Source organism: Mycobacterium sp. TY815, from assembly GCF_030755135.1.
Lineage (GTDB): Bacteria > Actinomycetota > Actinomycetes > Mycobacteriales > Mycobacteriaceae > Mycobacterium.
Map to the genome: position 1 here is coordinate 3,083,656 of NZ_JAUFRX010000001.1, position 20,246 is coordinate 3,103,901.

Below are 20,246 nucleotides of genomic sequence, written 5' to 3' on the forward strand. Positions count from 1 at the left end.
GAAAGGTGAGCGGTGATCGAACAACACCGATATGACGTGGTGATCGTCGGCGCCGGCGGTGCCGGGATGCGCGCCGCCGTGGAAGCCGGTCCGAGGGTGCGCACGGCGGTGCTCACCAAGCTCTATCCGACCCGCAGCCACACCGGCGCGGCACAGGGCGGCATGTGCGCCGCACTGGCCAACGTCGAAGAGGACAACTGGGAGTGGCACACGTTCGACACCGTCAAGGGCGGCGACTATCTCGCCGACCAGGACGCCGTGGAGATCATGTGCAAGGAGGCGATCGACGCCGTCCTCGATCTGGAGAAGATGGGGATGCCGTTCAACCGGACCCCCGAGGGCCGCATCGACCAGCGCCGGTTCGGCGGCCATACCCGCGACCACGGCAAGGCTCCGGTGCGCCGGGCCTGTTACGCGGCCGACCGCACCGGCCACATGATCCTGCAGACGCTGTATCAGAACTGCGTCAAGCACGACGTGCAGTTCTTCAACGAGTTCTACGCGCTGGACCTGGCTCTCACCCAGACCCCGACCGGCCCGGTGGCCACCGGGGTGGTGGCCTACGAATTGGCCACCGGCGCCATCCACGTCTTCCACGCCAAGGCGATCGTGCTGGCCACCGGCGGCTCCGGCCGGATGTACAAGACCACCTCCAACGCACACACGCTGACCGGTGACGGCATCGGCATCGTGTTCCGCAAGGGACTTCCCTTGGAGGACATGGAGTTTCACCAGTTCCACCCGACCGGGCTGGCCGGTCTGGGAATCCTGATCTCCGAGGCGGTGCGCGGTGAGGGCGGCCGGTTGCTCAACGCCGACGGCGAACGCTTCATGGAGCGCTACGCTCCGACGATCGTCGACCTGGCGCCGCGCGACATCGTCGCCCGCTCGATGGTGCTCGAGGTGCTGGAGGGCCGCGGCGCCGGACCCAACAAGGACTACGTCTACATCGACGTCCGCCACCTCGGAGAGGACGTGCTGGAGGCCAAGCTCCCCGACATCACCGAGTTCGCCCGCACCTACCTGGGGGTGGACCCGGTGCACGAGCTGGTGCCGGTCTACCCGACCTGTCACTACGTGATGGGCGGCATCCCGACGACGGTCACCGGACAGGTGTTGCGCGACAACACCAATACGGTGCCGGGACTGTTCGCCGCCGGCGAGTGCGCGTGCGTCTCGGTGCACGGCGCCAACCGGCTGGGCACCAACTCGCTGCTGGACATCAACGTCTTCGGACGCCGCGCCGGCATCGCCGCGGCGAATTACGCCGAGGGCCACGACTTCGCCGACATGCCGCCGGACCCCGCCGCGATGGTGGTCGGCTGGGTGCGCGACATCCTGTCCGAGCACGGCAACGAACGCGTCGCCGACATCCGCAGCGCCCTGCAGCAGTCCATGGACAACAATGCCGCGGTGTTCCGCACCGAGGAGACGCTGAAGCAGGCGCTCACCGACATCCACGCCCTCAAGGAGCGGTACTCCCGAATCACCGTGCACGACAAAGGAAAACGCTTCAACAGCGACCTGCTGGAGGCTATCGAGCTGGGCTTCCTGCTGGAGTTGGCCGAGGTCACCGTGGTCGGCGCGCTCAACCGCAAGGAGTCCCGCGGCGGCCACGCCCGCGAGGACTACCCGAACCGCGACGACGTCAACTACATGCGCCACACGATGGCCTACAAAGAGGGCACCGACCTGCTCAGCGATATCAGGCTGGACTTCAAACCCGTCGTGCAGACCCGCTACGAGCCGAAGGAGCGGAAGTACTGATGTCTGTGGAGACACAAGGAGCGACTCAGGTCGAAACCACCGACCCGCCACTGCCCCCCGTTCCGGAGGGGGCGGTGATGGTCACCCTCAAGATCGCCCGGTTCAACCCGGATGACCCGGACAAGTACGCGGCCACCGGCGGCTGGCAGAGCTTCCGGGTGCCGTGTCTGCCCAGCGACCGGTTGCTGAACCTGCTGCTCTACATCAAGGGCTATCTGGACGGGACGCTGACCTTCCGGCGCTCCTGCGCGCACGGCGTGTGCGGTTCCGACGCGATGCGCATCAACGGTCTGAACCGGTTGGCGTGCAAGGTGCTGATGCGTGATCTGCTGCCCAAGAAGCCGGGCAAGCAGCTGACCATCACGGTCGAGCCGATCCGCGGGCTGCCCGTGGAAAAAGACCTCGTGGTCGACATGGAGCCGTTCTTCGACGCGTACCGGGCCATCAAGCCCTACCTGATCACCACCGGCAATCCGCCTACGCGGGAACGCATTCAGAGCCCCACCGACCGCGCCCGCTACGACGACACCACCAAGTGCATCCTGTGCGCCTGCTGCACCACGAGCTGCCCGGTGTTCTGGTACGAGGGCAGTTACTTCGGCCCGGCGGCGATCGTGAATGCGCACCGGTTCATCTTCGACAGCCGCGACGAGGCCGCCGCACAGCGCCTCGACATCCTCAACGAGGTGGACGGGGTGTGGCGCTGCCGCACCACGTTCAACTGCACCGAGGGCTGCCCGCGCGGGATCCAGGTGACCAAGGCCATCCAGGAAGTCAAGCGGGCGGTGATGTTCTCCCGCTAGCGCTGCGGCAATTTCAGCACGCGATTGTTCCCGGTGTCGACGACGTAGACATTTGCGGCAGAGTCCACCGCGACTCCTTGCGGGCCCTTGAGCCCGTTGAACGGCAACGTGATCGACGTGGAGGTGTCCTTGGTGAGCTTGACAACGCGATTGGCCTGGCTGTCTGTCACGTAGAGGTCGCCGGCGTCGTCGACCGCGACGAAATCCGGATGGCCGACCGCGTACGGCAACACAGTGGCCACCGATCCCGTCCACGGCAGCCTCAGCACCCGCTCGTTCTCCCGGTCGATGACGAACAGGCCACCGTCGGCGCCTACGGCAACTCCAGCGGGATCGTTGAGCCCGGTGAAGGGCAGTTCCCGCTGACTGGAATTAACCCCGCCCAGTGCCAGTACTCTGTCGTGCCCGGAGTCGGCGACGACGATCCGGTCGGCGCCGGATTTGCGGGTGTAGATGGCCACGCCAGCGGGCCCCGCCAGGTCGGTCAGCGGCAGCACGGTCGGGCTGGTCGTTCCCGCGGCGAGTTCGAGCACCCGGTTGTTCCCCGGCTCGGCGACGGCAAGATTGCCCTGCTCGTCGACGGCTATTCCGCCCGGATGGTTCAGGCCGGCGAACGGTTCGACGGTCTGGGTGGTGGAGCGTGCGGCGAGTTTCACCACCCGGTTGTTGCCGGTGTCGGTGACGAAGACGTTGCCGTTGGCGTCGACCGCGACCCCGAGCGGCCCGTCGAGCCCGGTGAACGGCAGGACGACCTGGGTCTGTGCGGTCTCCGACCGGAACGGAAATCTGTTGGTGAACGCCAGGAATGCGATGCCGGCGACGAGCGCGACCACGACCGCGGCAGCACCGAACCCAAGGGTGCGACGACGGCTGCGCGTCGGGGATGGGACCGTGCGGGCATCCTGCGTCGAATGGAGTACGTCGGGGACCTCGGCCGGCGCCGCGGGTTTGGTGGCGAGGGCCGCGCGGGCGGCAACGGCCAGTTCCGGCGCGGACTGGTATCGGTCATCGGGGTCCTTCGCCATGCCGCGCGCGATCACCTCGTCGAACCCGGCGGGCATCGCCGGGTCGGAGCTGCTGGGCCTGGGTGGGTCGCCGAACAGATGCGCGGCGGTCAGGCCCTCTATCCCGGCGCCGCTGAATGGCGGGCGCGCGGTCAGGCACTCGTAGAGGACGCAGGCCAGCGAGTAGACATCGGCCCGAGCGTCGGCGATCGTGCCGGCCTTGAACCGCTCCGGAGCCATGTACGCCGGACTTCCGGGGGCGATGTCGGTGCGCGTCAGGCGGGCCGCGGATGCTTCGTGCACGAGCCCGAAATCGATCAGATACACGAATTCTTCGCCGACCATCAGCAGGTTCGACGGTTTGACATCGCGATGCACCAGCCCGGCCTTGTGTGCCGAATCCAGCGCCACGGCAACCTGTTCGACCACGCGCACCGCCTGCTGCGGACTCATCGGCCCGGCATGGTCGAGAACGTGGTGCAGGTCGACGCCGTCGACGATCGGCATCACCAGATACAGGCGCCCGTCGATCTCACCGGCCTCGTAGATCGGGATGATGTGCGGATTGGCCAGCCGGCCCGCGGCATATGCCTCGCGCCGGAAACGCTCCTGGTAGCCGGGCTCCGCGGCCAGCTCCGGTCGCAGGACCTTGACGGCCACGTCGCGGCCCAACAAGGTGTCGTGCGCCCGATAGACCGAGCCCATACCGCCGGCGCCGAGCAACTCGAACAGCCGGTACCGCCCGAACTCCGTGTCCCCGGCCGTCTTCGTCACCACGGGCGCCAGAGCCGCTCGGGCCGCGACGGCCAACTCGCCAGCGGTGGGATGGCACTCGTCTGGATCCTCGGCCATGCCGCGCGCGATCACGTCGTCGAATCCGGCAGGAAGGACGGTGTTGTGGGCGGTGCCGGGCGGCTGCCCGGTCAGGCACTGATGGAGGACGCGGGCCAGGGCGCGGATGTCTTCGCGCGGGTCACCCGGGCTCGAACTGTCCACGGTGGCAGCGAAATCCAGCAGATAGACGAACTCGCCGCCCACCACGAAGGTGTTCGCCGCGCTGACGTCACCGTGCGTCAGCCCGCAGCTGTGGCCGGCCTCCAGCGCCGCGGCAACCTGCTCGATCACCCGCACGGCCAGCTCCGGGCTCATCGGCCCGTCGCGCTGCAAGATGGTCTGCAGGTCGACGCCGTCGACAACGGGCATCACCAGGTAGAGACGGCCGTCGATTTCTCCGGCCTCGTAGACCGGGATGATGTTCGGATTGTTCAGGCGCGCAGCGGCAGCCACCTCCTGCCGAAACCGGTCCTGGTACGCCGGCTCGGCGGGAACCATCTTGATGGCCACGTCGCGGGTCATCATCGTGTCCAGGGCCCGGTAGACCGTGCCGGTGCCGCCCCAGCGGAGCACCTCGAGCAGCCGGTAGCGCCCGAAGACTTCGCCTTCCACGTCCCCCGTCACCGAGCCTCCTCCGAAGCGTTTCTGGATGCTATCAACGCAGGTATGCAAAGAACCCCCGCTCTCGCCAGGCACTTCTACGACCGCTTCGAGCCGATCCATGCGCTGACCTATTTCGCGCCCGAGGCTCGAGCGGCGCTGGACGCATTGGGTTATCGCGGATTCTGGATGGGGTACTTCGCTGCGCGTTCGGCACCGCTGGGCGCCGTGCCGCCGGAGGTCGTGACCGCGGTGTTCTACAACTTCGCGCACGCGCGGGTGGCCAGGTCGCTGCCGGCCGCATGGCAGATCGCCGGGCCGGATCGCGCGTTACGCGCCCGCCAGGACTCGGCCGTCGCGGCCCTACACCGATGCGGCGTCACTGAAGACGAAAACCTCTGTACAGCAGCAGAATTGGCTATGCGCGCGGCACGGGAGGCGCCGGTCGGCGGGCGGGCGCTGTTCGCGGCCAACGTCGCGCTGCCGGTGCCGTCGGACCCGGTCGCCGCGCTGTGGCATGCGACGACGCTGCTGCGGGAGCACCGCGGCGACGGGCACGTCGCGGCGCTGGTGGCGGCCGGGATCTCGGGGCGCGAATCGAACGTCTTTCATACCGCGGCGAGCGCGGTGTCCGAGGAGTTCATGAAGCGTTCCCGTCATTACGACGACGCCGAGTGGGAGGCCTGCCGCCAGAGCCTCGCCGACCGTGGCCTGCTGGACGGCGGTGGCGCATTGACGCCGCAGGGCCGCGACCTCAAGGAAGAGATCGAGACCACTACCGACGCACTGTCGTTGCGTGCGTTCGATGCTCTCGACGACGACGAAGTGCAGGCGTTGTTCAGCGCGCTGACTCCGGTCGCGCGGACGGTGATCGCCGCGGGCGACGTGCCCGCCGCCACACCCATGAGTGCCCGCCTCGACTTCTAGCGTTGAAGTCGGCGTCCGGTGCCAGGGTCGCGCCTTCCTTGGATGCCGCGTAGGCGGCCACGAGACTGTCGATCACGCCGTTCCAGGACTCCTCGTCCACGCACAGGCGGCTCGCGGTGAGTACCAGCCGGTCTGGCGTGCCGGGCAGCAGCGACACCGCGAACAATCGCCCGGTGCGCATGTCGTAGCTGGCGCGCTGCCTGGCGATCACCTCCGACACCGTGACGCCGGGAGGTTCCACGGCCCAGCTCCAGCTACCGCCGGGGCGCGACAGCCAACGGTCGCGGCTGGGTTCGAAGACCGCGCCGAGCACCGGGTTGGCTTCGAAGACCGCGTCCACGGCGGCGCGGATGCCCGGCTGATCCAGCCGCGGGTCGGCAATCAGCACCTCCTCATGGGCCCAGTCCTCGAGTTCGGTCAGCTGCGGAAATTCGGTAATGGCCCAGTACGACGACGATGCGTGCTCCACCTGCCCAGAGTCGACCGCCGCGCTTGGAGAATTCTTGGCGGATTCTTGGAGGCCCTGTCACAGGTTGGCCGACTGTCTCGTCTGGAAGGTATGACACAGAAAACCCGTATCGAACCCTTGCCTCCGAAGCGCGCCGGCCTGTTGGTGCGCACCATGTACCGAATCGCCAGGCGCCGCTTCGGCGAGGTGCCCGAGCCCTTCACCGTCGCCGCGCATCATCCGCGGTTGCTGGTCGCCAATGCCGTGCACGAGACGATGCTGCAACGCGCGTCGCAGACCCTGCCGGCCAGCGTGCGCGAGCTGGCGGTGTTCTGGACCGCGCGGACCGTCGGCTGTTCGTGGTGCGTGGACTTCGGGGAGATGTTGCAGCGGCTGGACGGCCTGGACATCGACCGGCTCAAGGACATCGACGGTTATGCGACCTCGCCGCTGTTCTCCGACGACGAGCGCGCCGCGATCGCCTACGCGGACGCCATGACCACCGACCCGCATGCGGTGACCGACGAGCAGGTCGAGGATCTGCGCGCCCGCTTCGGCGACGCCGGAGTGATCGAGCTGACCTATCAGATCGGCGTCGAGAACATGCGGGCCCGGATGTATTCGGCGCTGGGCATCACCGAGCAGGGCTTCAACTCCGGGGATGCGTGCCGGGTGCCCTGGGCTGACGCGCCCGGTGCGTGATCACTGATGGTGCGGTCCCATCATGCCGGGGCCCATCATGCCCTGCATCATCGCGGGCATGCCGTCGCGCACGAACCCACTGACTTCACGGGCGTGTGCGCGAATCGTCTCCACGAGTGTGGGGTCATCAGCCGTCTCCTCGGCGACCACACCCGTTGGGATGTAAGTGAGTTGGCGCCGGTATCCGCCGGCACTGCGAAACAGCGTCGGCAGGGTCGGGCTCATGCACATCACCTCGGCGCCCTGACCCAGCCGGCTGTACATGTCGGAGACGTGCGCCTGCAACTGCGCGACCAGGTCGGGGGAACGTGACTCCGTGGTAGTGCGCACGCCGCCCGGTACCTCGTCCACCGTGCGGGTGATCTCGCTGTGCCGGGCGAACATGTCCCGATAGACAGCCATGTCGGCCGCACCCATCCCACCGGGACCATTGGTGAGCCGCACCTGCGGCGCCGGCGGTCCGGCCAGGCCGCGCAGGACAGCGCCGACCGCACCGCCGGCGGCCAGCGCTCCGAACACGGCGAGAGCCGCGCGGCGATTCATCAGGGGCATCGTGACCTCACTCAACAGCCACCGACCACTGCGCCAATGGTCTCCCCGACGACCTCAGCGCGGTAGGGCCTTTGGGCCCACGGCATGCGAATCGTTCAATTTCTGAACTAAATCTGCGACGACCTCGTACATTTGGCATCAGTCCTGAGTGTCGGGCCACCGGGGAAGGGGAGCCGCCGATGTCGTCGTACGTGATCGCAGTGCCGGAGGCGTTTGCCCTGGCGTCGGGAGAATTGACCGGAATCCGCGCGGCGATCGAAGACGCCGCCGCGGCGGCCGCACCCTCGACGACGGGCATTGCCGCCGCGGCCGCCGACGAGGTGTCGGCGGCCATCGCCACCTTCTTCGGCAGCTACGCCGACGAGTTGCAGGCGCTGACCGCACGGACGACGACACAGTTCCAATCCGCTTTCGAGCGTGCGGTGAGTGCCGCGGGAGCCGCCTACGCCGCCGCCGAGGCCGCAAACGCGGGGCCGTTGCAGGGGTTGCTGCAACAGCTCGGCAGCGCGTTGTCCACCAGTCCGCTGTTCAACGGCACGGGTGCCGCGACGGTGGGAGCGCTGCTCAACTTCGCGACAGATTCCGTGGGCCTGGGCAAATTCATCAATTTCCCCTCCACGTTGCCCGTCACAGGCACGGGCGGAGTGACCGGCGTCCGGGTCGGCTTCTCGTTCGTGAAAATCCCGATCGGGCCGACGTCGTTCCTGGGCTTCCCGATTCCCCAGTTCAACTACCCCGCTCCGGCGTTGTGGTACTTCCCGACACAGGCGAGCGGAGCGGTGAACGCCAACGGCACGGTGTATTTCTCGCACGGCTTCGGCGCGTTCGGGTGGTTGTACCAGCCGCTTGCCATCGAATTGGCAGGTCAGACCAACAGCGTCGTCGTGACTCCGACCGTGCCGTCGATTCCGTTGCCGCTGGGCCTGTGGATCGGCAGCCCAGAGATGCAACAGGGCGTGGCGTCGTTGTTCCAGGGTCCCCAGACGGCCCTGAACATCAGCGCGCAACGCGCGGGATTCGTCGGCACGCTGCCGCAGGACTTCATCCTGTCCGGCCACTCCGCCGGGGGTGGCCTCACTTCGATCGCGGCCGGCAACTACCTGGCGAATCTGGGTGGTGGCACCAACCATCTCAAGGGCGTGGTGATGTTCGACGGCGTCGCCAACAACAACGCGGTATTCGCAGGCGCGATCAACCAACTGCAGGCGGCCAATGTTCCGATCTACACCGTGGCGGCGCCGCCTCAGTCGTGGAATGCCTTCGGAAACACCACAAATCAGTTGACCAGCCTGTACCCGGGGCAATTCGTCGGCGCCGAGATCGCGGGCGGCTCCCATGTCGACTCGATGCTGGGCCGTGGACCGCTGATCGACTTGGCTTTGCAGGTGATCACCCAGTTCTCCCCGCCCGGCGCCACCGCGGCCGTATACACGCTGTCGACGGGCTGGATCAACGACATGTGGGCCGGGCTGGATCCGACCAGCCCCGATCACGTCGGGATCTACGGGCCCGCGCCCAGTTACGACTACGTGCCGCCCGGCGGTCAGTCGATCTCCCTGCCGCCGGCCACGGCGATCATCCTGCCGGTGTAATCCGCAGCGGCGACCCGGTGAACTTGTCGGGATTAGCGATGTCCCACAACGCAACCACCTTGCCGTCGCGCACGGTCATCGCCGTGATGCGCGGCGCCATCTCCCGGCGGCCTTCGGCAGCGGGGAATCCCGTCGTGTAGGCACCCAATTCGCCGTTCACCAGTGCCAGATGATTCGCGGTGTAGAACGCGTCGCCGTAGCGGCGGGCCAGGCCCATCATGAAGCGGACCACCTTGTCGGCGCCGTGAATGACCTGAACGGCGGTGGGCGCCTTGCCATTCGAATCACCGGTGAACGTCACGTCCGGATGCAGCAGGGACACGACGGTGTCGATGTCACCGGCGGCCATGGCGGCCATCAACCGGCCGACCACCTCGGCGTGCGCGGGGTCGGGCTCCGGCGGCGGCGCCGCGGCGACCGCCTTGCGGGCCCGCGACGCCAGCTGGCGCGCGGACGCTTCGCTGATGCCGAGCACGTCGGCCACTTCGGCGAACGGCACGGCGAACCCGTCGTGCAGCACGAACGACACCCGCTGATCCGGGGTGAGCCGCTCCAGCACCACCATGGCCGCGAACCGGGCGTCCTCGGCGGACACCACGGCCGTCAACGGGTCGGCCGCGTGAGCGTCCGAGAAGCCCGTGACGACCGGCTCCGGCAGCCAGTTGCCGGTATAGGTCTCCCGCCGGTGCGCCGCCGAGCGCAACCTGTCCAGGCCCAGCCGGCTCACCACCGTGGTGAGCCAGGCTCGCAGGTCGTGGATGACGCCGTCCTGAGTGCTCCAGCGCAGCCAGGCTTCCTGCACGATGTCCTCGGCGTCGGCCACGGTTCCGGTGAGCCGGTAAGCGACCGACAGCAGATGCGGTCGCAGTGCCTCGAATTCATTCACCTGCGTGGTGGCGACCATAACCCCGAGGGTAACGCCGACTGTTGGCGCAGCCGTTTTCACGAATAGATTCAACTGCTTCGCTAGAGTTCTGCCCACGGTCGATCCATGGCCACGACGATTCGGTGCGTGGAATGGCCCGGGCCGGAAAGGCCGGGGTGGGTGGGCAAGTCACGACTGGCTGGCGAGGCCGTGCTGGCGGCGACAGCGCGAGGATGGACCGTCGGGAGGTCGCGGTGCTGGTGGCTCGTGGGTTGTCGAATCACGAGATCGCCGCGCGGTGTCGCTGTCGGGTGCGGACCGTCGAAAGCCACATCTACCGGCCGAGCAATATACGAGGGGTCAGCGGCCGCGCCGCTCTGACGGCGATGATGCGCAGCGTCGGCGACGGTGTCCCTACCATCAAGTAGATGGACAACCTGTGGCTGCACTTCACCCGGCACGGCCCGGACTTCACCCCGCCGGTGATCACGCGCGGTGAAGGCGTCACCATCTTCGACGACCGCGGCAAGAGCTACCTCGACGCACTGTCCGGCCTGTTCGTGGTGCAGGTCGGGCACGGCCGTGCCGAACTCGCCGAAGTCGCGGCCCGGCAGGCGCAGACGCTGGCCTTCTTTCCGCTGTGGGGGTACGCGACGCCGTCGGCGATCGAACTCGCCGAACGCGTTGCCGGCTACGCGCCGGGTGATCTGAACCGGGTCTTCTTCACCACCGGCGGCACCGAAGCCGTCGAGACCGCCTGGAAAGTCGCCAAGCAGTATTTCAAGCTGACCGGCAAACCCGGTAAGCACAAGGTGATTTCGCGCTCGATCGCCTATCACGGGACCACCCAGGGGGCACTCGCGATCACCGGCCTGCCGAAGTTCACGGCACCGTTCGAGCCGGTGACGCCGGGTGGCTTCCGGGTGCCCAACACGAACTTCTATCGCGCCCCCGAGCCCTACGGTGCCGATGCGAAGGCATTCGGCCAATGGGCAGCTGACCGCATCGCCGAGGCGATCGAGTTCGAGGGACCCGACACCGTCGCGGCGGTGTTCCTGGAACCGGTGCAGAACGCCGGCGGGTCCATTCCCCCGCCGCCGGGTTACTTCGAGCGGGTTCGGGAGATCTGCGACTCCTACGACGTGCTGTTGGTATCGGACGAGGTGATCTGTGCCTTCGGCCGCATCGGATCAATGTTCGCGTGCAACGACTTCGGCTACGTGCCGGACATGATCACCTGCGCCAAAGGCCTGACGTCGGGCTACGCTCCGCTGGGCGCCATGATCGCCAGCGAGCGGCTGTTCGAGCCGTTCAACGACGGCAAGACCATGTTCCCGCACGGCTACACCTTCGGCGGGCACCCGGTGTCGACGGCGGTCGCGCTGGCCAACCTCGACATCTTCGAACGCGAAGGCCTCAACACCCACGTCAAGGAGCACTCCCCCGCGCTGCGCAGCACGCTGGAGAAGCTGTACGACCTGCCGATCGTCGGCGACGTCCGCGGCGAGGGTTTCTTCTTCGGCATCGAGCTGGTCAAGGACCGGGACACCAAGCAGACCTTCCCCGACGACGAACGCTCCGCGTTGCTCGGACGGGTGTCGGCGGCAATGTTCGAGGCCGGGTTGTACTGCCGCACTGACGATCGCGGCGATTCGGTCATCCAATTGGCGCCGCCGCTGATCAGCGGTCAGGCCGAGTTCGACACCATCGAATCGATTCTGCGCGGCGTGCTCACCGGGGTGAGCACCGGCTGAGGCGTCCTCAGGCGTGCTCGCCGAACCGGATGAACAGGGCCAGAGCGATGGTGACCACCGCGGTTGCCGTACCGAAGTAGAGGGTGTCCAGGGCGCCGGTCATCAGCATCCGTTCGACGAACTTGATTACCACGACCACCACCAGAACCTGGATGATCGGGCGCTTGAGGTCGCCGAGATTGCGCACCGTCAACCACTCCGGTAGGTGGAGGTCGGCGACGAAAAGCTCGAAGAGCCCGAGCGCGACGATGAGTTGCACCGTCGCCACCAGGAACAGGTCCACGACCTCCAGCAGGCTGATCACCGCGGAGTCTTGCCGCCAACCGCCGTGGGCCAGCATCACGATGAGTTCCACCGCACGCCCGGACGCCCACAGCAATGTGACCGCAGTCGTCACCGCCAGCCCGCACACCGCGATCACGATCAGGAAGCGGAGATGCTCAAAGACCGATCGCACGCCCCACCCCTGACGCCGCGCTGCCCAGCCGGACCGGCAGGCGCTTGAGCGAGTTGTTCAGGTTCGATCGGATTCGCACCGGGTCGCCGTTCAGCTCGATCGTGGGGAATGCCGCCAGTAGCTCTTCGAAGAAGATCCGTCCCTCGAGTCTGGCCAGGTGGGCGCCGAGGCAGAAGTGGTTGCCCATCCCGAAGGACAGATGGGGGTTGGGGTGGCGACGGATGTCGAAGGACTGCGGATTGTCGAACACGCTCTCATCGCGGTTGGCGGAGGTGTAGTACATCGCCACCTTGTCGCCGGCGCTGATGGGTGTTCCCGCCAGCACGGTGTCGACGACCGCGGTCCGCCGGAAGTAGTGCAGCGGGTTGTCGTAGCGGACGATCTCCTCGACGGCGCGCGGGATGAGCGACGGGTCGGACCGTAGCTCGGCGAGCTGGTCAGGATGCCGCAGCAGCGTGAGCAGTCCGGAGGAGAGGATGCCTTTGGTCGTGTCGTTGCCCGCGGTGACCAACTGCACGAAGAAGCCGCCGAACTCGGCGTCGGTCATCGGGCGTCCGCCGAAATCGCCGTGCAGGATTGCCGAGGTGAGATCGTCGGCCGGCGCGCACCGACGCCGCCGCGCCGCGAAATCGATTGCGTACTGGGCCATCTCGGCCCCACCCGCGCCCTCGCCATACCCCGGACCCGCAAGCTCCGGATCCTGACTGGCGGTGATGCGCTCGGCCAGCTGTTGCAGATACCGCCAATCCTGTTGGGGCAGGCCGAAATACTCGCCGATGACGTGGGTCGGCAGCGGCGCCGCCACATCGTGGACGAATTCGACATCGCCGCGGTCCCTGGCCTGCGCCATGATCGCGCCACAGATCTCGCGGACTCGCTCCTCCAGCCGGGCGATCGCGCGTGGCCGAAAGTGCGGCGACAACGGTGCGCGATGCGCGTGGTGTCGCGGCGGATCCATCGCCGCGAGCATGTTGCGCATCCTGGCCAGGCTCTCGGGCGCAGGGTTCTCGATGACGATGCCGCCAACATTGGCCGAGAAGATCTCCGGGTGGCGCGCGACCTCGACCACGTCGGCGTGCCGCAGCACGGCCCAGAAGCCCGGTTCGCCGTGCATCGGCTGCCAGTGCACCGGGTCGGTGCGCCGGAGCACGGCAAGTGCCTCGTGCGGTGCACCGTCGGCGAAGGCGTCCGGGTCGGCCAGGTCGACGAGGTGCGGGGCGGTCGGAGTACTCATCCCACAAGCACATTCGGCCGTGGGAGGCCGGCGGCCTCGCACCGCGCGAGGTAGGTCGCCAACGTACTGGGCCCGTCGTAGGCGCTTTCGACATTGCCGTCGGCGTCGAGGTTGAGGTTGGCACCGTAGATCTGGAACCACACGTGGGTGTCGTCCTCGAGGACCTGCAAAGTGTGGACCGATCCCGCGGGCTCGTAGAGGAACGAGCCGGCCCTGTTGACGTAGGAGTACTCCTGGTATTTCCAGGCTCCCGACGTGGTGTAGCCGTACACCGGCCCGGTGTGCTTGTGCCGCTGCACTTCATAGCCGGCCTGGAAGACGTTTTCGACGATCCACAGCCCCTCGTCCCGTCTCACCTGCAGGACCTTCAGCAGCGACCCGTCGCCGACGTCGACGTAGGGCAGTTCGTCGGCGCCGATATGAACGGCGTGCGGGACATCGACCAGCGTCATCGTGCGAGCCTCCGAATCAATGGTGGGACCGGCCCAGATGCTCCTTCACGATATACGAAGACATTTACATGTCAATTATTTCACGAAGTTTATTATGACTATCCCCGAGCCGGGTCACCTCCAGAAGCGACGCTTCGCCGGCCGGTCACCGGGTGCCATCGCCCGCTTGACCGCATCGACGGCCACCAGAACCTCGCGGCTGTGCGGCCCCCGCGGCTGTTTCAGGAACCGCGCCAGCGCCACGCACAGCTGGTCCAGCGCCGCCCGCAGCTCCGGATCCGTAGCCGCATCGCGGTGCTGCTTCAACTCCTCGAGGACCGATTCGAGACCGGAACGGCGCACCTGTGTCGCCTTCTCGACCTGCTTGAGCAGCTTGTCGAGCGAGCGCGGCGGGGCGGGTTCGGCAGGCGCGGCACCCTCGGCGGCGGCCGACCGGGGCATGGCCCCAGACGGTGCGGGCATGACCGCCTCGGGCACGGGCATCGCGTAGGCCTGAGCCGCCCCGACAAAGCCGACGTTGCTCGCCCATCCCGACGGTTGCTCGACGGGCTGAATCACCTCGGTCAGCGGCCCCGCCTCGGTGCGCTCAGGGTCGATCGCGACGAAGGCGGTGAACCGGGACAGCACCCCGAAGCGCAAGGAGTGCTCCACCAGCCTGGCCGCCAGCTCGTCGTCGGCGGCGTACGACGCGTAGTCATCCTCCAGGTCACGGACCACCGAGCGAGCCCAAATCGTCCGCACCGCAACCGCTTCCGGCACCACCCGGGCAGCCAGCGCAGTCGCGAAAGAGCCGTCGGCGCTGATCTGGAACGTCGCCTCCCCGGCGCCACGGTATCGCCCGGAGACCACACACGGCACCCCGGCGAAGACGTCGGGCGCGCGATTGGGGGTGATCGTGTCGTCCAGAAGCGTTACTCCTTCGGCACTCACCCGTACCGACGTCAGCGCGGGACGCCCGATAGTGCGGGCCAGCCGCGCCATCGCCTCGTCGAGGCGCTCCTCGGATTCGACCAACTCCGATCGGCCGTGCCCCAGCCGTGCCAGCCGGTCGAGGAATCCGGCATTGACCGCACGATCAATGCCCACGCAGTAGATCGCGGTCCGGCCGATCGCCGGAGACAGCGTCCGCAGCAGGTGGTCCTCGCCGGTGATCTGACCGTCGGTCACCAGCACGACGCTGGCCTGCCGGTCTTCGGCAGTCCCGGCCACGATGTCCACCGCCTTGTGCAGCGGCCCGGCCATCTCGGTTCCGCCGCGGCTTTCCAGCGAGCCCAGCCACGACGCCGCCGCGAACCGGTTGCGGTCCGTCGCCTCGACCAGGCCGCCGGCCAGACCCGTGGGGATGTCGATGCGGTCGTCGAAGGCCAGCACACAGAACCGGTCCGCGGAGTCCAGCATGTCGACGATCCGTCCGGCGGCGCGGCGGGCGGCGATCATCTTCCAGCCGTGCATCGACCCCGAACGGTCCAGCAGTACCACGACATCCCTTGGCGCACTGGATGGTTGCACCGGCGGAAGCAGCGTCACCGACCAGGTGCCCTCCTCGCCGTCGGCGTCGGGGACCAACAGGGCCGACGACGACAGCTCGCTGCGGTCGACCCGGAAGCGCAGCACGAAGTCCCGGTCGGCGCGCGCGCCCGGCTGCACCTGCAACCGTGTCAATCCGCCGGCTTCGCTCACCGCGGTCGGCAGCGAGGACCGCAGATCGGTCACCGCGAGTCCGGCTCCGTCGAGGCTCAGCGAAAGGTGAAGGTCCGGGCGTTCATCGGAGTCGACGAGGCGCGGCGGGGTGACCCGGGACGCGTCGGGCACCGCATCGGTGTCCGAGGCCAGCCCCGGCCCGGTCTGGTCACCCGGCAGCGGCGTGCCGGTGGTGTAGCGCGGCGCGACGACCAGCGGGAACCGGAAGGTGGCCTCGCCGTCCTCGAATGACAGGGGCCCGGTCAGCCGCATCTCGATGATCGCTTCCTCGCCGGGCCCGAGATTGCCCACCCGCACCGAGAACACGTCGGAGCGGTCCTCCTCGACGATCGCCGCGCGCTGGCCGGAGACCAGGGCCTGCTCATAGTCGGCGCGAGCCTGGCCGCGTTCCTTGAGCACCCCGACCACGCGTCGTCCGGCCAGATCGGCGGCGAAGTCGGTGACGCCGGCGCGGGCCGGCAGCGGGAAGACATAGGTGGCCTCGAGCGCGGTGTCGCCGGTGTTGACGAAGCGCTGCCGCACCGTGGAGCTGGCCGTCATGCCGACCAGGACGGTGTCGACGCTGAGCGACTTCAGCGGCAGCGCACGGCCGTCGTCGGCACTCAGCTGTCCGCAGCCGGGCCGACCGGTCCGGGTCGGTTGTGCGGGTTCGACGGGGAGCAGGGGTAGCAACTGAGTGCTCATCTAGGGTCCTTTCCGGGGTTGGCGAGCAGGTCCAGCAGCGGCGCGGCGGCGCGGCGCAGCGAGTCGAGTGGCGGCAGTGGGCCGTCGATCAGCACGGTGACAGTGTCGGAAAGTCGGACGGCCCGCAGGTGGGTGACGACGGGCGCGGGTTCCGCTTCGGTGCCGGCTTCCGGGACGGCTGCGGTGACGGCGTCCGGGACGGCTGCGGTGACGGCTTCCGGGACGGCGCGCCAGAATGCGCCGGCCGCGCGGGCGGAGTCCGGTGCGGGTTCGGGGTCCCCCAGACCCGGCGGCATGGCACTGTCCGGGATCGCGGCCAGCGACTCCAGCTGCTCCGCCGACATCGTCGCGAAACGCTCGGCGATCTCGTCGAGCGACAGCCCCTGACCCTGGAGCCGCTTGATCGCGACCAACCGCACCAGGTGCGTGCGTCCGTATGTCAGGGCGCGGCCGCGGTTTCCCGGCCGGGGCAGCAGACCGCGCGACGTGTAGTAGCGGACCATCCGCTCGGCGGGGACGGCCTTGGCCTGCCGGTTGTCCGGTGCCGCGCCGGAGGCCTGCACGGCGTCGGCGGCCGCGGCGGCGAATTCGGGCAGGGTCAGCAGTCTCATGATATATGACAGTGTCATATAGATTTCCGACACTGTCAATTAGAGAGTCCCCAGTTGTAACTTTCGCAACATCCGTCACAGCGCGCCGTCCGGCGATACGCGGGTCGATCGCTTAATCTGCTCACCGATGCCCTTCACACGGACCTCTCTACGCGCCGCATCGTGCCTGGCGGCAGCCGTTTTCGCGGTCACCGGGTCAGGCGCGCTCGCCAATGCCGAGCCCAGCGCCGAGGTGAATCCGCAGGCCGCCAACTGTCCCTACAAGATCAACACCCCGCCCGCGGTGGACTCCTCCGAGGTGCCCCGCGCCGGTGAGCCTCCGCTACCGCTGGCCCTGCCGCCCACACCGATCGGCGGTAACGCGCTCAGCGGCTGCGGCATCATCGCCGCCCCCGACACTCCCCCGGTGCCCGGCGACGTCTCCGCCGAGGCGTGGCTGGTCGCCGACCTGGACAGCGGCGCCGTCATCGCCGCCCGCGACCCGCACGGCCGGCACCGCCCCGCCAGCATCATCAAGGTGCTGGTCGCAATGGCGTCGATCAACGCGTTCAACCAGAACAAGGCCGTCCCCGGCACCGACGACGATGCGGCCGCCGAAGGCACCAAGGTCGGCGTGGACGCCGGCGGCACCTACACCATCAATCAGTTGCTGCACGGCCTGCTGATGCACTCCGGCAACGATGCTGCGCACGCGCTGGCCATGCAGCTCGGCGGCATGCAGCAGGCGCTGGAAAAGCTCAACGTGCTGGCCACCAAGCTGGGTGGGCGGGATACCCGGGTCGCCACGCCGTCGGGACTGGACGGGCCCGGCATGAGCACCTCGGCCTACGACATCGGGCTGTTCTACCGCTACGCCTGGCGCAACCCCGTCTTCGCCGACATCGTCGCGACCCGGACCTTCGACTTCCCCGGGCACGGCGACCACCCCGGCTATGAGCTGGAGAACGACAACCAGCTGCTCTACCACTACCCCGGGGCGATGGGCGGCAAGACCGGCTACACCGACGACGCCGGCCAGACGTTCGTGGGTGCGGCCAACCGCAACGGCCGGCGTCTGATGGCGGTGTTGCTGCACGGCACCCGGCAGCCGATCGCGCCGTGGGAGCAGGCGGCGCACCTGCTGGATTACGGCTTCAGCACCGCGCAGGGCACCCAGGTGGGCTCGCTGATCGAACCCGATCCCTCGCTGGTGAGCACCAAGGAGAGTCCGGCTGCACGGGCACCCGACAACAGTCAGGCCGCCGGCCTGATGTCGTCGGCCGACTCGTTGCCGATCCGGGTCGGGGTCGCCGTCATCGGCACCGTCATCGTGTTCGGATTGATACTGGTAGCGCGCTCGATGAACAGCCGGACGCAGCACTGAGAAGCACTAGACTCTGCCGGATGACCGCCCTGTACGAAGACGCCGGACTCACGCTGGATGAGGACGGAATCACCGTCAATCGCTACTACTTCCCGTTCGCCAATGCCAAGCGGATCGCCTACTCCGACATCCGCGGCATCCGGCGCGAGAAGATGGGCTGGGCGACCGGCAAAGGGCGGATCTGGGGCGCGGCCGATCCGCGCTACTGGTTTCCGCTGGACCCCCGCCGCGGCCGCAAGTCGACTCTGCTGGTGATCGACGTGGGCCGGCGGGTGCGGGTGTGCATCACTCCGGACGACCCGGAAGCGGTCATCAAGATACTGAAAGCCAAGGTAAAAGCCTGAGCGGGCGGGGTTTGCTGGTCGGGCTAACCGCCGCCAGCGTCGGAGTCATCTACGGCTACGACCTCTCCAGCATCGCGGGCGCCCGATTGTTCATCGCCCAGGATTTCCACCTCACCACCCGGCAACAGGAGCTGGTCACCACGATGGTGGTGATCGGTCAGATCGTGGGCGCCCTGGCGGCCGGGGTCATCGCCAACGCGATCGGCCGCAAGCGGTCCACGGTGCTGCTGACCGCGGGGTACGCGCTGTGCGCGATCCTGGGCGCGTGCGCGGTGTCGCTGCCGATGCTGCTGGCCGCGCGCCTGCTGCTGGGCGTGGCTATCGGTGTCGCCGTCGTGGTTGTCCCCGTGTATGTGGCCGAATCGGCGCCGACGGCCGTGCGCGGCTCGCTGCTGACCGCCTACCAGGTCACCATCCTGGGCGGCATCGTGCTCGGATACCTGGTGGGATACCTGCTGGCGGGGGCGCATGCCTGGCGCTGGATGCTGGGCATCGCCGCCATACCCGCCATCGTGCTGCTGCCGCTGCTGCTGCGAATGCCTGACACGGCGCGCTGGTATCTGCTCAAGGGGCGGTTCGAGGATGCGCGCCGGGCGCTGTCACTGGTGGAGCCCGACCCCGCAGCCGTCGAGACCCAGCTGAACGAGATCGCCGACGTGCTGCGGGCCGAGGGCGGCGGGAAGGTCTCGGAGATGGTCCGGCGTCCGTACCTGCGAGCCACCGTCTTCGTCGTCGTGCTCGGCTTTCTGGTCCAGATCACCGGCATCAACGCGATCATCTACTACAGCCCGACGATCTTCGCCGAGATGGGGTTCCGGGGCGATTTCGCTTTACTGGGGTTGCCGGCGCTGGTTCAACTCGCCGGGCTCACCGCGGTGTTCGTCTCGCTGTTCTCCGTGGACCGATTGGGCCGGCGCCCAATTCTGTTGTCCGGCATCGTGATGATGATCGTTGCCGATGCCACGCTGATGATCATTTTCGCCAATAGCTCCGGCAGCGGTCTTGTCCTGGGATTCGGCGGCATCCTGCTATTCATCGTCGGCTTCAACTTCGGGTTCGGCTCCCTGGTGTGGGTTTATGCGGGAGAGAGTTTCCCGTCACGCCTGCGCTCGCTGGGTTCCAGCGTGATGCTCACCTCGACGCTGACCGGCAATGCGCTCATCGCCGGATTCTTCCTCACCATGCTGCAAATACTCGGCGGCGCAGGGGTTTTCGCAGTCTTCGGCGGATTGACGGTGGTGGCCTTCGGCGTCGTCTACCGGTACGCGCCGGAGACCAAGGGCCGTGAGCTCGAGGAGATCCGCGTGTTCTGGGAGAACGGTGGGCGCTGGCCCGACGAGTCGTGATGACGCCGGCTAAGGCGGCCTGGCGAGCCGGAGGCGACGGCGGCGACGGCGGCGACGGCGTCGACGCACCAGGTGGTCTCGGCGGTGGCGGCGGCACCGGCGGACTCGGCGCCTTGCCCGGCGGCAGCGACGGCAGCGACGGCACCGACGGCGCCGACGGCGCCAACCTGTAGCCGGCTGCGGCCAGCACCGCTGCACAACTCCAG

At 67.9% G+C, this 20,246-nt stretch carries 19 protein-coding genes and 1 pseudogene; 11 read left to right on the top strand and 9 right to left on the bottom strand.

Translation table 11 applies throughout. The features are described from left to right. Positions 1-12: 12 nt before the first annotated feature. Both sdhA and QXK92_RS13250 read left to right on the top strand, forming a co-directional pair. Positions 13-1,767: a succinate dehydrogenase flavoprotein subunit gene (gene sdhA, locus QXK92_RS13245; protein ID WP_306242061.1), complete on the top strand. Its 1,755-nt coding sequence runs from the start codon at positions 13-15 to the stop codon at positions 1,765-1,767. After that, complete coding sequence (locus tag QXK92_RS13250) at positions 1,767-2,570, top strand: succinate dehydrogenase iron-sulfur subunit (protein ID WP_306242062.1); 804 nt, start codon at positions 1,767-1,769, stop codon at positions 2,568-2,570. The genes sdhA and QXK92_RS13250 overlap by 1 nt, the downstream gene beginning before the upstream one ends. On the opposite strand, the gene QXK92_RS13255 is transcribed toward QXK92_RS13250, so the two are convergent. Then, positions 2,567-5,032, bottom strand: a complete 2,466-nt coding sequence (locus QXK92_RS13255; protein ID WP_306242063.1) for a serine/threonine-protein kinase PknD — start codon at positions 5,030-5,032, stop codon at positions 2,567-2,569. The two genes, QXK92_RS13250 and QXK92_RS13255, sit on opposite strands and share 4 nt — an antisense overlap. 42 nt (positions 5,033-5,074) lie before the next feature. Here QXK92_RS13255 and QXK92_RS13260 point away from each other — a divergent pair, with 42 nt between their 5' ends. Continuing rightward, a complete protein-coding gene (locus QXK92_RS13260) occupies positions 5,075-5,935 on the top strand; it encodes a hypothetical protein (RefSeq protein ID WP_306242064.1) in 861 nt (286 codons plus the stop codon). Here QXK92_RS13260 and QXK92_RS13265 read toward each other — a convergent pair. After that, positions 5,847-6,404 (bottom strand): hypothetical protein, encoded by a 558-nt coding sequence (locus QXK92_RS13265; protein WP_371934163.1) that lies wholly within the window; start codon positions 6,402-6,404, stop codon positions 5,847-5,849. The genes QXK92_RS13260 and QXK92_RS13265 overlap by 89 nt on opposite strands. 78 nt (positions 6,405-6,482) lie before the next feature. Between QXK92_RS13265 and QXK92_RS13270 the strand changes: the two are divergent. Next, positions 6,483-7,085: pseudogene (locus QXK92_RS13270) on the top strand (carboxymuconolactone decarboxylase family protein); the annotation flags it as partial. Here QXK92_RS13270 and QXK92_RS13275 read toward each other — a convergent pair. Next, positions 7,086-7,637, bottom strand: a complete 552-nt coding sequence (locus QXK92_RS13275) for a hypothetical protein (protein WP_306242065.1) — start codon at positions 7,635-7,637, stop codon at positions 7,086-7,088. It abuts the pseudogene before it with no gap. Between the two features lie 179 nt (positions 7,638-7,816). On the opposite strand from QXK92_RS13275, the gene QXK92_RS13280 reads away from it, so the two are divergent. Continuing rightward, the gene (locus tag QXK92_RS13280; RefSeq protein ID WP_306242066.1) at positions 7,817-9,229 is read left to right on the top strand and encodes a PE domain-containing protein; all 1,413 of its coding nucleotides are present in this window, start codon (positions 7,817-7,819) and stop codon (positions 9,227-9,229) included. On the opposite strand, the gene QXK92_RS13285 is transcribed toward QXK92_RS13280, so the two are convergent. Next, positions 9,213-10,133 carry a sigma-70 family RNA polymerase sigma factor gene (locus QXK92_RS13285; RefSeq protein ID WP_306242067.1) on the bottom strand — a complete coding sequence of 307 codons (921 nt, stop codon included), beginning with the start codon at positions 10,131-10,133 and terminating at the stop codon, positions 9,213-9,215. The genes QXK92_RS13280 and QXK92_RS13285 overlap by 17 nt on opposite strands. 194 nt (positions 10,134-10,327) lie before the next feature. Between QXK92_RS13285 and QXK92_RS13290 the strand changes: the two genes are divergently transcribed. Then, positions 10,328-10,522, top strand: coding sequence for a LuxR C-terminal-related transcriptional regulator (locus QXK92_RS13290; protein WP_306242068.1), 195 nt, complete (start codon positions 10,328-10,330; stop codon positions 10,520-10,522). Further along, positions 10,523-11,848, top strand: a complete 1,326-nt coding sequence (locus tag QXK92_RS13295; protein ID WP_306242069.1) for an aspartate aminotransferase family protein — start codon at positions 10,523-10,525, stop codon at positions 11,846-11,848. 7 nt (positions 11,849-11,855) lie between these two features. Here the strand turns inward: QXK92_RS13295 and QXK92_RS13300 are convergent, their stop codons facing one another. The 5 genes from QXK92_RS13300 to QXK92_RS13320 all read right to left on the bottom strand — a co-directional run bounded on the left by QXK92_RS13300 (position 11,856) and on the right by QXK92_RS13320 (position 16,990). Continuing rightward, positions 11,856-12,305, bottom strand: coding sequence for a YqhA family protein (locus tag QXK92_RS13300; RefSeq protein ID WP_306242070.1), 450 nt, complete (start codon positions 12,303-12,305; stop codon positions 11,856-11,858). Next, positions 12,289-13,539, bottom strand: coding sequence for a cytochrome P450 (locus QXK92_RS13305; RefSeq protein ID WP_306242071.1), 1,251 nt, complete (start codon positions 13,537-13,539; stop codon positions 12,289-12,291). Before QXK92_RS13305 ends, QXK92_RS13300 begins: the two co-directional genes overlap by 17 nt. Then, the gene (locus QXK92_RS13310) at positions 13,536-13,991 is read right to left on the bottom strand and encodes a 2,4'-dihydroxyacetophenone dioxygenase family protein (protein ID WP_306242072.1); all 456 of its coding nucleotides are present in this window, start codon (positions 13,989-13,991) and stop codon (positions 13,536-13,538) included. The genes QXK92_RS13305 and QXK92_RS13310 overlap by 4 nt, the downstream gene beginning before the upstream one ends. A gap of 114 nt (positions 13,992-14,105) precedes the next feature. Continuing rightward, entirely contained in the window at positions 14,106-16,376 is a 2,271-nt protein-coding gene (locus QXK92_RS13315; protein WP_306242073.1) for a VIT domain-containing protein, read from the bottom strand. Continuing rightward, entirely contained in the window at positions 16,373-16,990 is a 618-nt protein-coding gene (locus tag QXK92_RS13320) for a MerR family transcriptional regulator (protein ID WP_371934554.1), read from the bottom strand. Before QXK92_RS13320 ends, QXK92_RS13315 begins: the two co-directional genes overlap by 4 nt. A gap of 124 nt (positions 16,991-17,114) precedes the next feature. Here QXK92_RS13320 and QXK92_RS13325 point away from each other — a divergent pair, with 124 nt between their 5' ends. From QXK92_RS13325 to QXK92_RS13340, 4 genes are read left to right on the top strand one after another with little or no spacing between them, the layout of a single operon-like run. Then, positions 17,115-18,350 carry a D-alanyl-D-alanine carboxypeptidase family protein gene (locus QXK92_RS13325; protein ID WP_306242075.1) on the top strand — a complete coding sequence of 412 codons (1,236 nt, stop codon included), beginning with the start codon at positions 17,115-17,117 and terminating at the stop codon, positions 18,348-18,350. 20 nt (positions 18,351-18,370) lie between these two features. After that, complete coding sequence (locus QXK92_RS13330) at positions 18,371-18,694, top strand: hypothetical protein (RefSeq protein ID WP_306242076.1); 324 nt, start codon at positions 18,371-18,373, stop codon at positions 18,692-18,694. Beyond that, positions 18,691-20,040 carry a sugar porter family MFS transporter gene (locus QXK92_RS13335; protein ID WP_306244401.1) on the top strand — a complete coding sequence of 450 codons (1,350 nt, stop codon included), beginning with the start codon at positions 18,691-18,693 and terminating at the stop codon, positions 20,038-20,040. The genes QXK92_RS13330 and QXK92_RS13335 overlap by 4 nt, the downstream gene beginning before the upstream one ends. Next, positions 20,040-20,213 carry a hypothetical protein gene (locus QXK92_RS13340; protein ID WP_306242077.1) on the top strand — a complete coding sequence of 58 codons (174 nt, stop codon included), beginning with the start codon at positions 20,040-20,042 and terminating at the stop codon, positions 20,211-20,213. Before QXK92_RS13335 ends, QXK92_RS13340 begins: the two co-directional genes overlap by 1 nt. Positions 20,214-20,246 lie beyond the last annotated feature (33 nt).

Excerpts from the sequence above, each read along its gene's own strand:
- QXK92_RS13250 (WP_306242062.1), top strand. The coding sequence starts at position 1,767 with ATGTCTGTGGAGACACAAGGAGCGACTCAGGTCGAAACCACCGACCCG.
- QXK92_RS13260 (WP_306242064.1), top strand. The coding sequence starts at position 5,075 with ATGCAAAGAACCCCCGCTCTCGCCAGGCACTTCTACGACCGCTTCGAG.
- QXK92_RS13275 (WP_306242065.1), bottom strand. The coding sequence starts at position 7,637 with ATGCCCCTGATGAATCGCCGCGCGGCTCTCGCCGTGTTCGGAGCGCTG.
- QXK92_RS13280 (WP_306242066.1), top strand. The coding sequence starts at position 7,817 with ATGTCGTCGTACGTGATCGCAGTGCCGGAGGCGTTTGCCCTGGCGTCG.
- QXK92_RS13285 (WP_306242067.1), bottom strand. The coding sequence starts at position 10,133 with ATGGTCGCCACCACGCAGGTGAATGAATTCGAGGCACTGCGACCGCAT.
- QXK92_RS13290 (WP_306242068.1), top strand. The coding sequence starts at position 10,328 with ATGGACCGTCGGGAGGTCGCGGTGCTGGTGGCTCGTGGGTTGTCGAAT.
- QXK92_RS13295 (WP_306242069.1), top strand. The coding sequence starts at position 10,523 with ATGGACAACCTGTGGCTGCACTTCACCCGGCACGGCCCGGACTTCACC.
- QXK92_RS13305 (WP_306242071.1), bottom strand. The coding sequence starts at position 13,539 with ATGAGTACTCCGACCGCCCCGCACCTCGTCGACCTGGCCGACCCGGAC.
- QXK92_RS13310 (WP_306242072.1), bottom strand. The coding sequence starts at position 13,991 with ATGACGCTGGTCGATGTCCCGCACGCCGTTCATATCGGCGCCGACGAA.
- QXK92_RS13315 (WP_306242073.1), bottom strand. The coding sequence starts at position 16,376 with ATGAGCACTCAGTTGCTACCCCTGCTCCCCGTCGAACCCGCACAACCG.
- QXK92_RS13325 (WP_306242075.1), top strand. The coding sequence starts at position 17,115 with ATGCCCTTCACACGGACCTCTCTACGCGCCGCATCGTGCCTGGCGGCA.
- QXK92_RS13330 (WP_306242076.1), top strand. The coding sequence starts at position 18,371 with ATGACCGCCCTGTACGAAGACGCCGGACTCACGCTGGATGAGGACGGA.
- QXK92_RS13340 (WP_306242077.1), top strand. The coding sequence starts at position 20,040 with ATGACGCCGGCTAAGGCGGCCTGGCGAGCCGGAGGCGACGGCGGCGAC.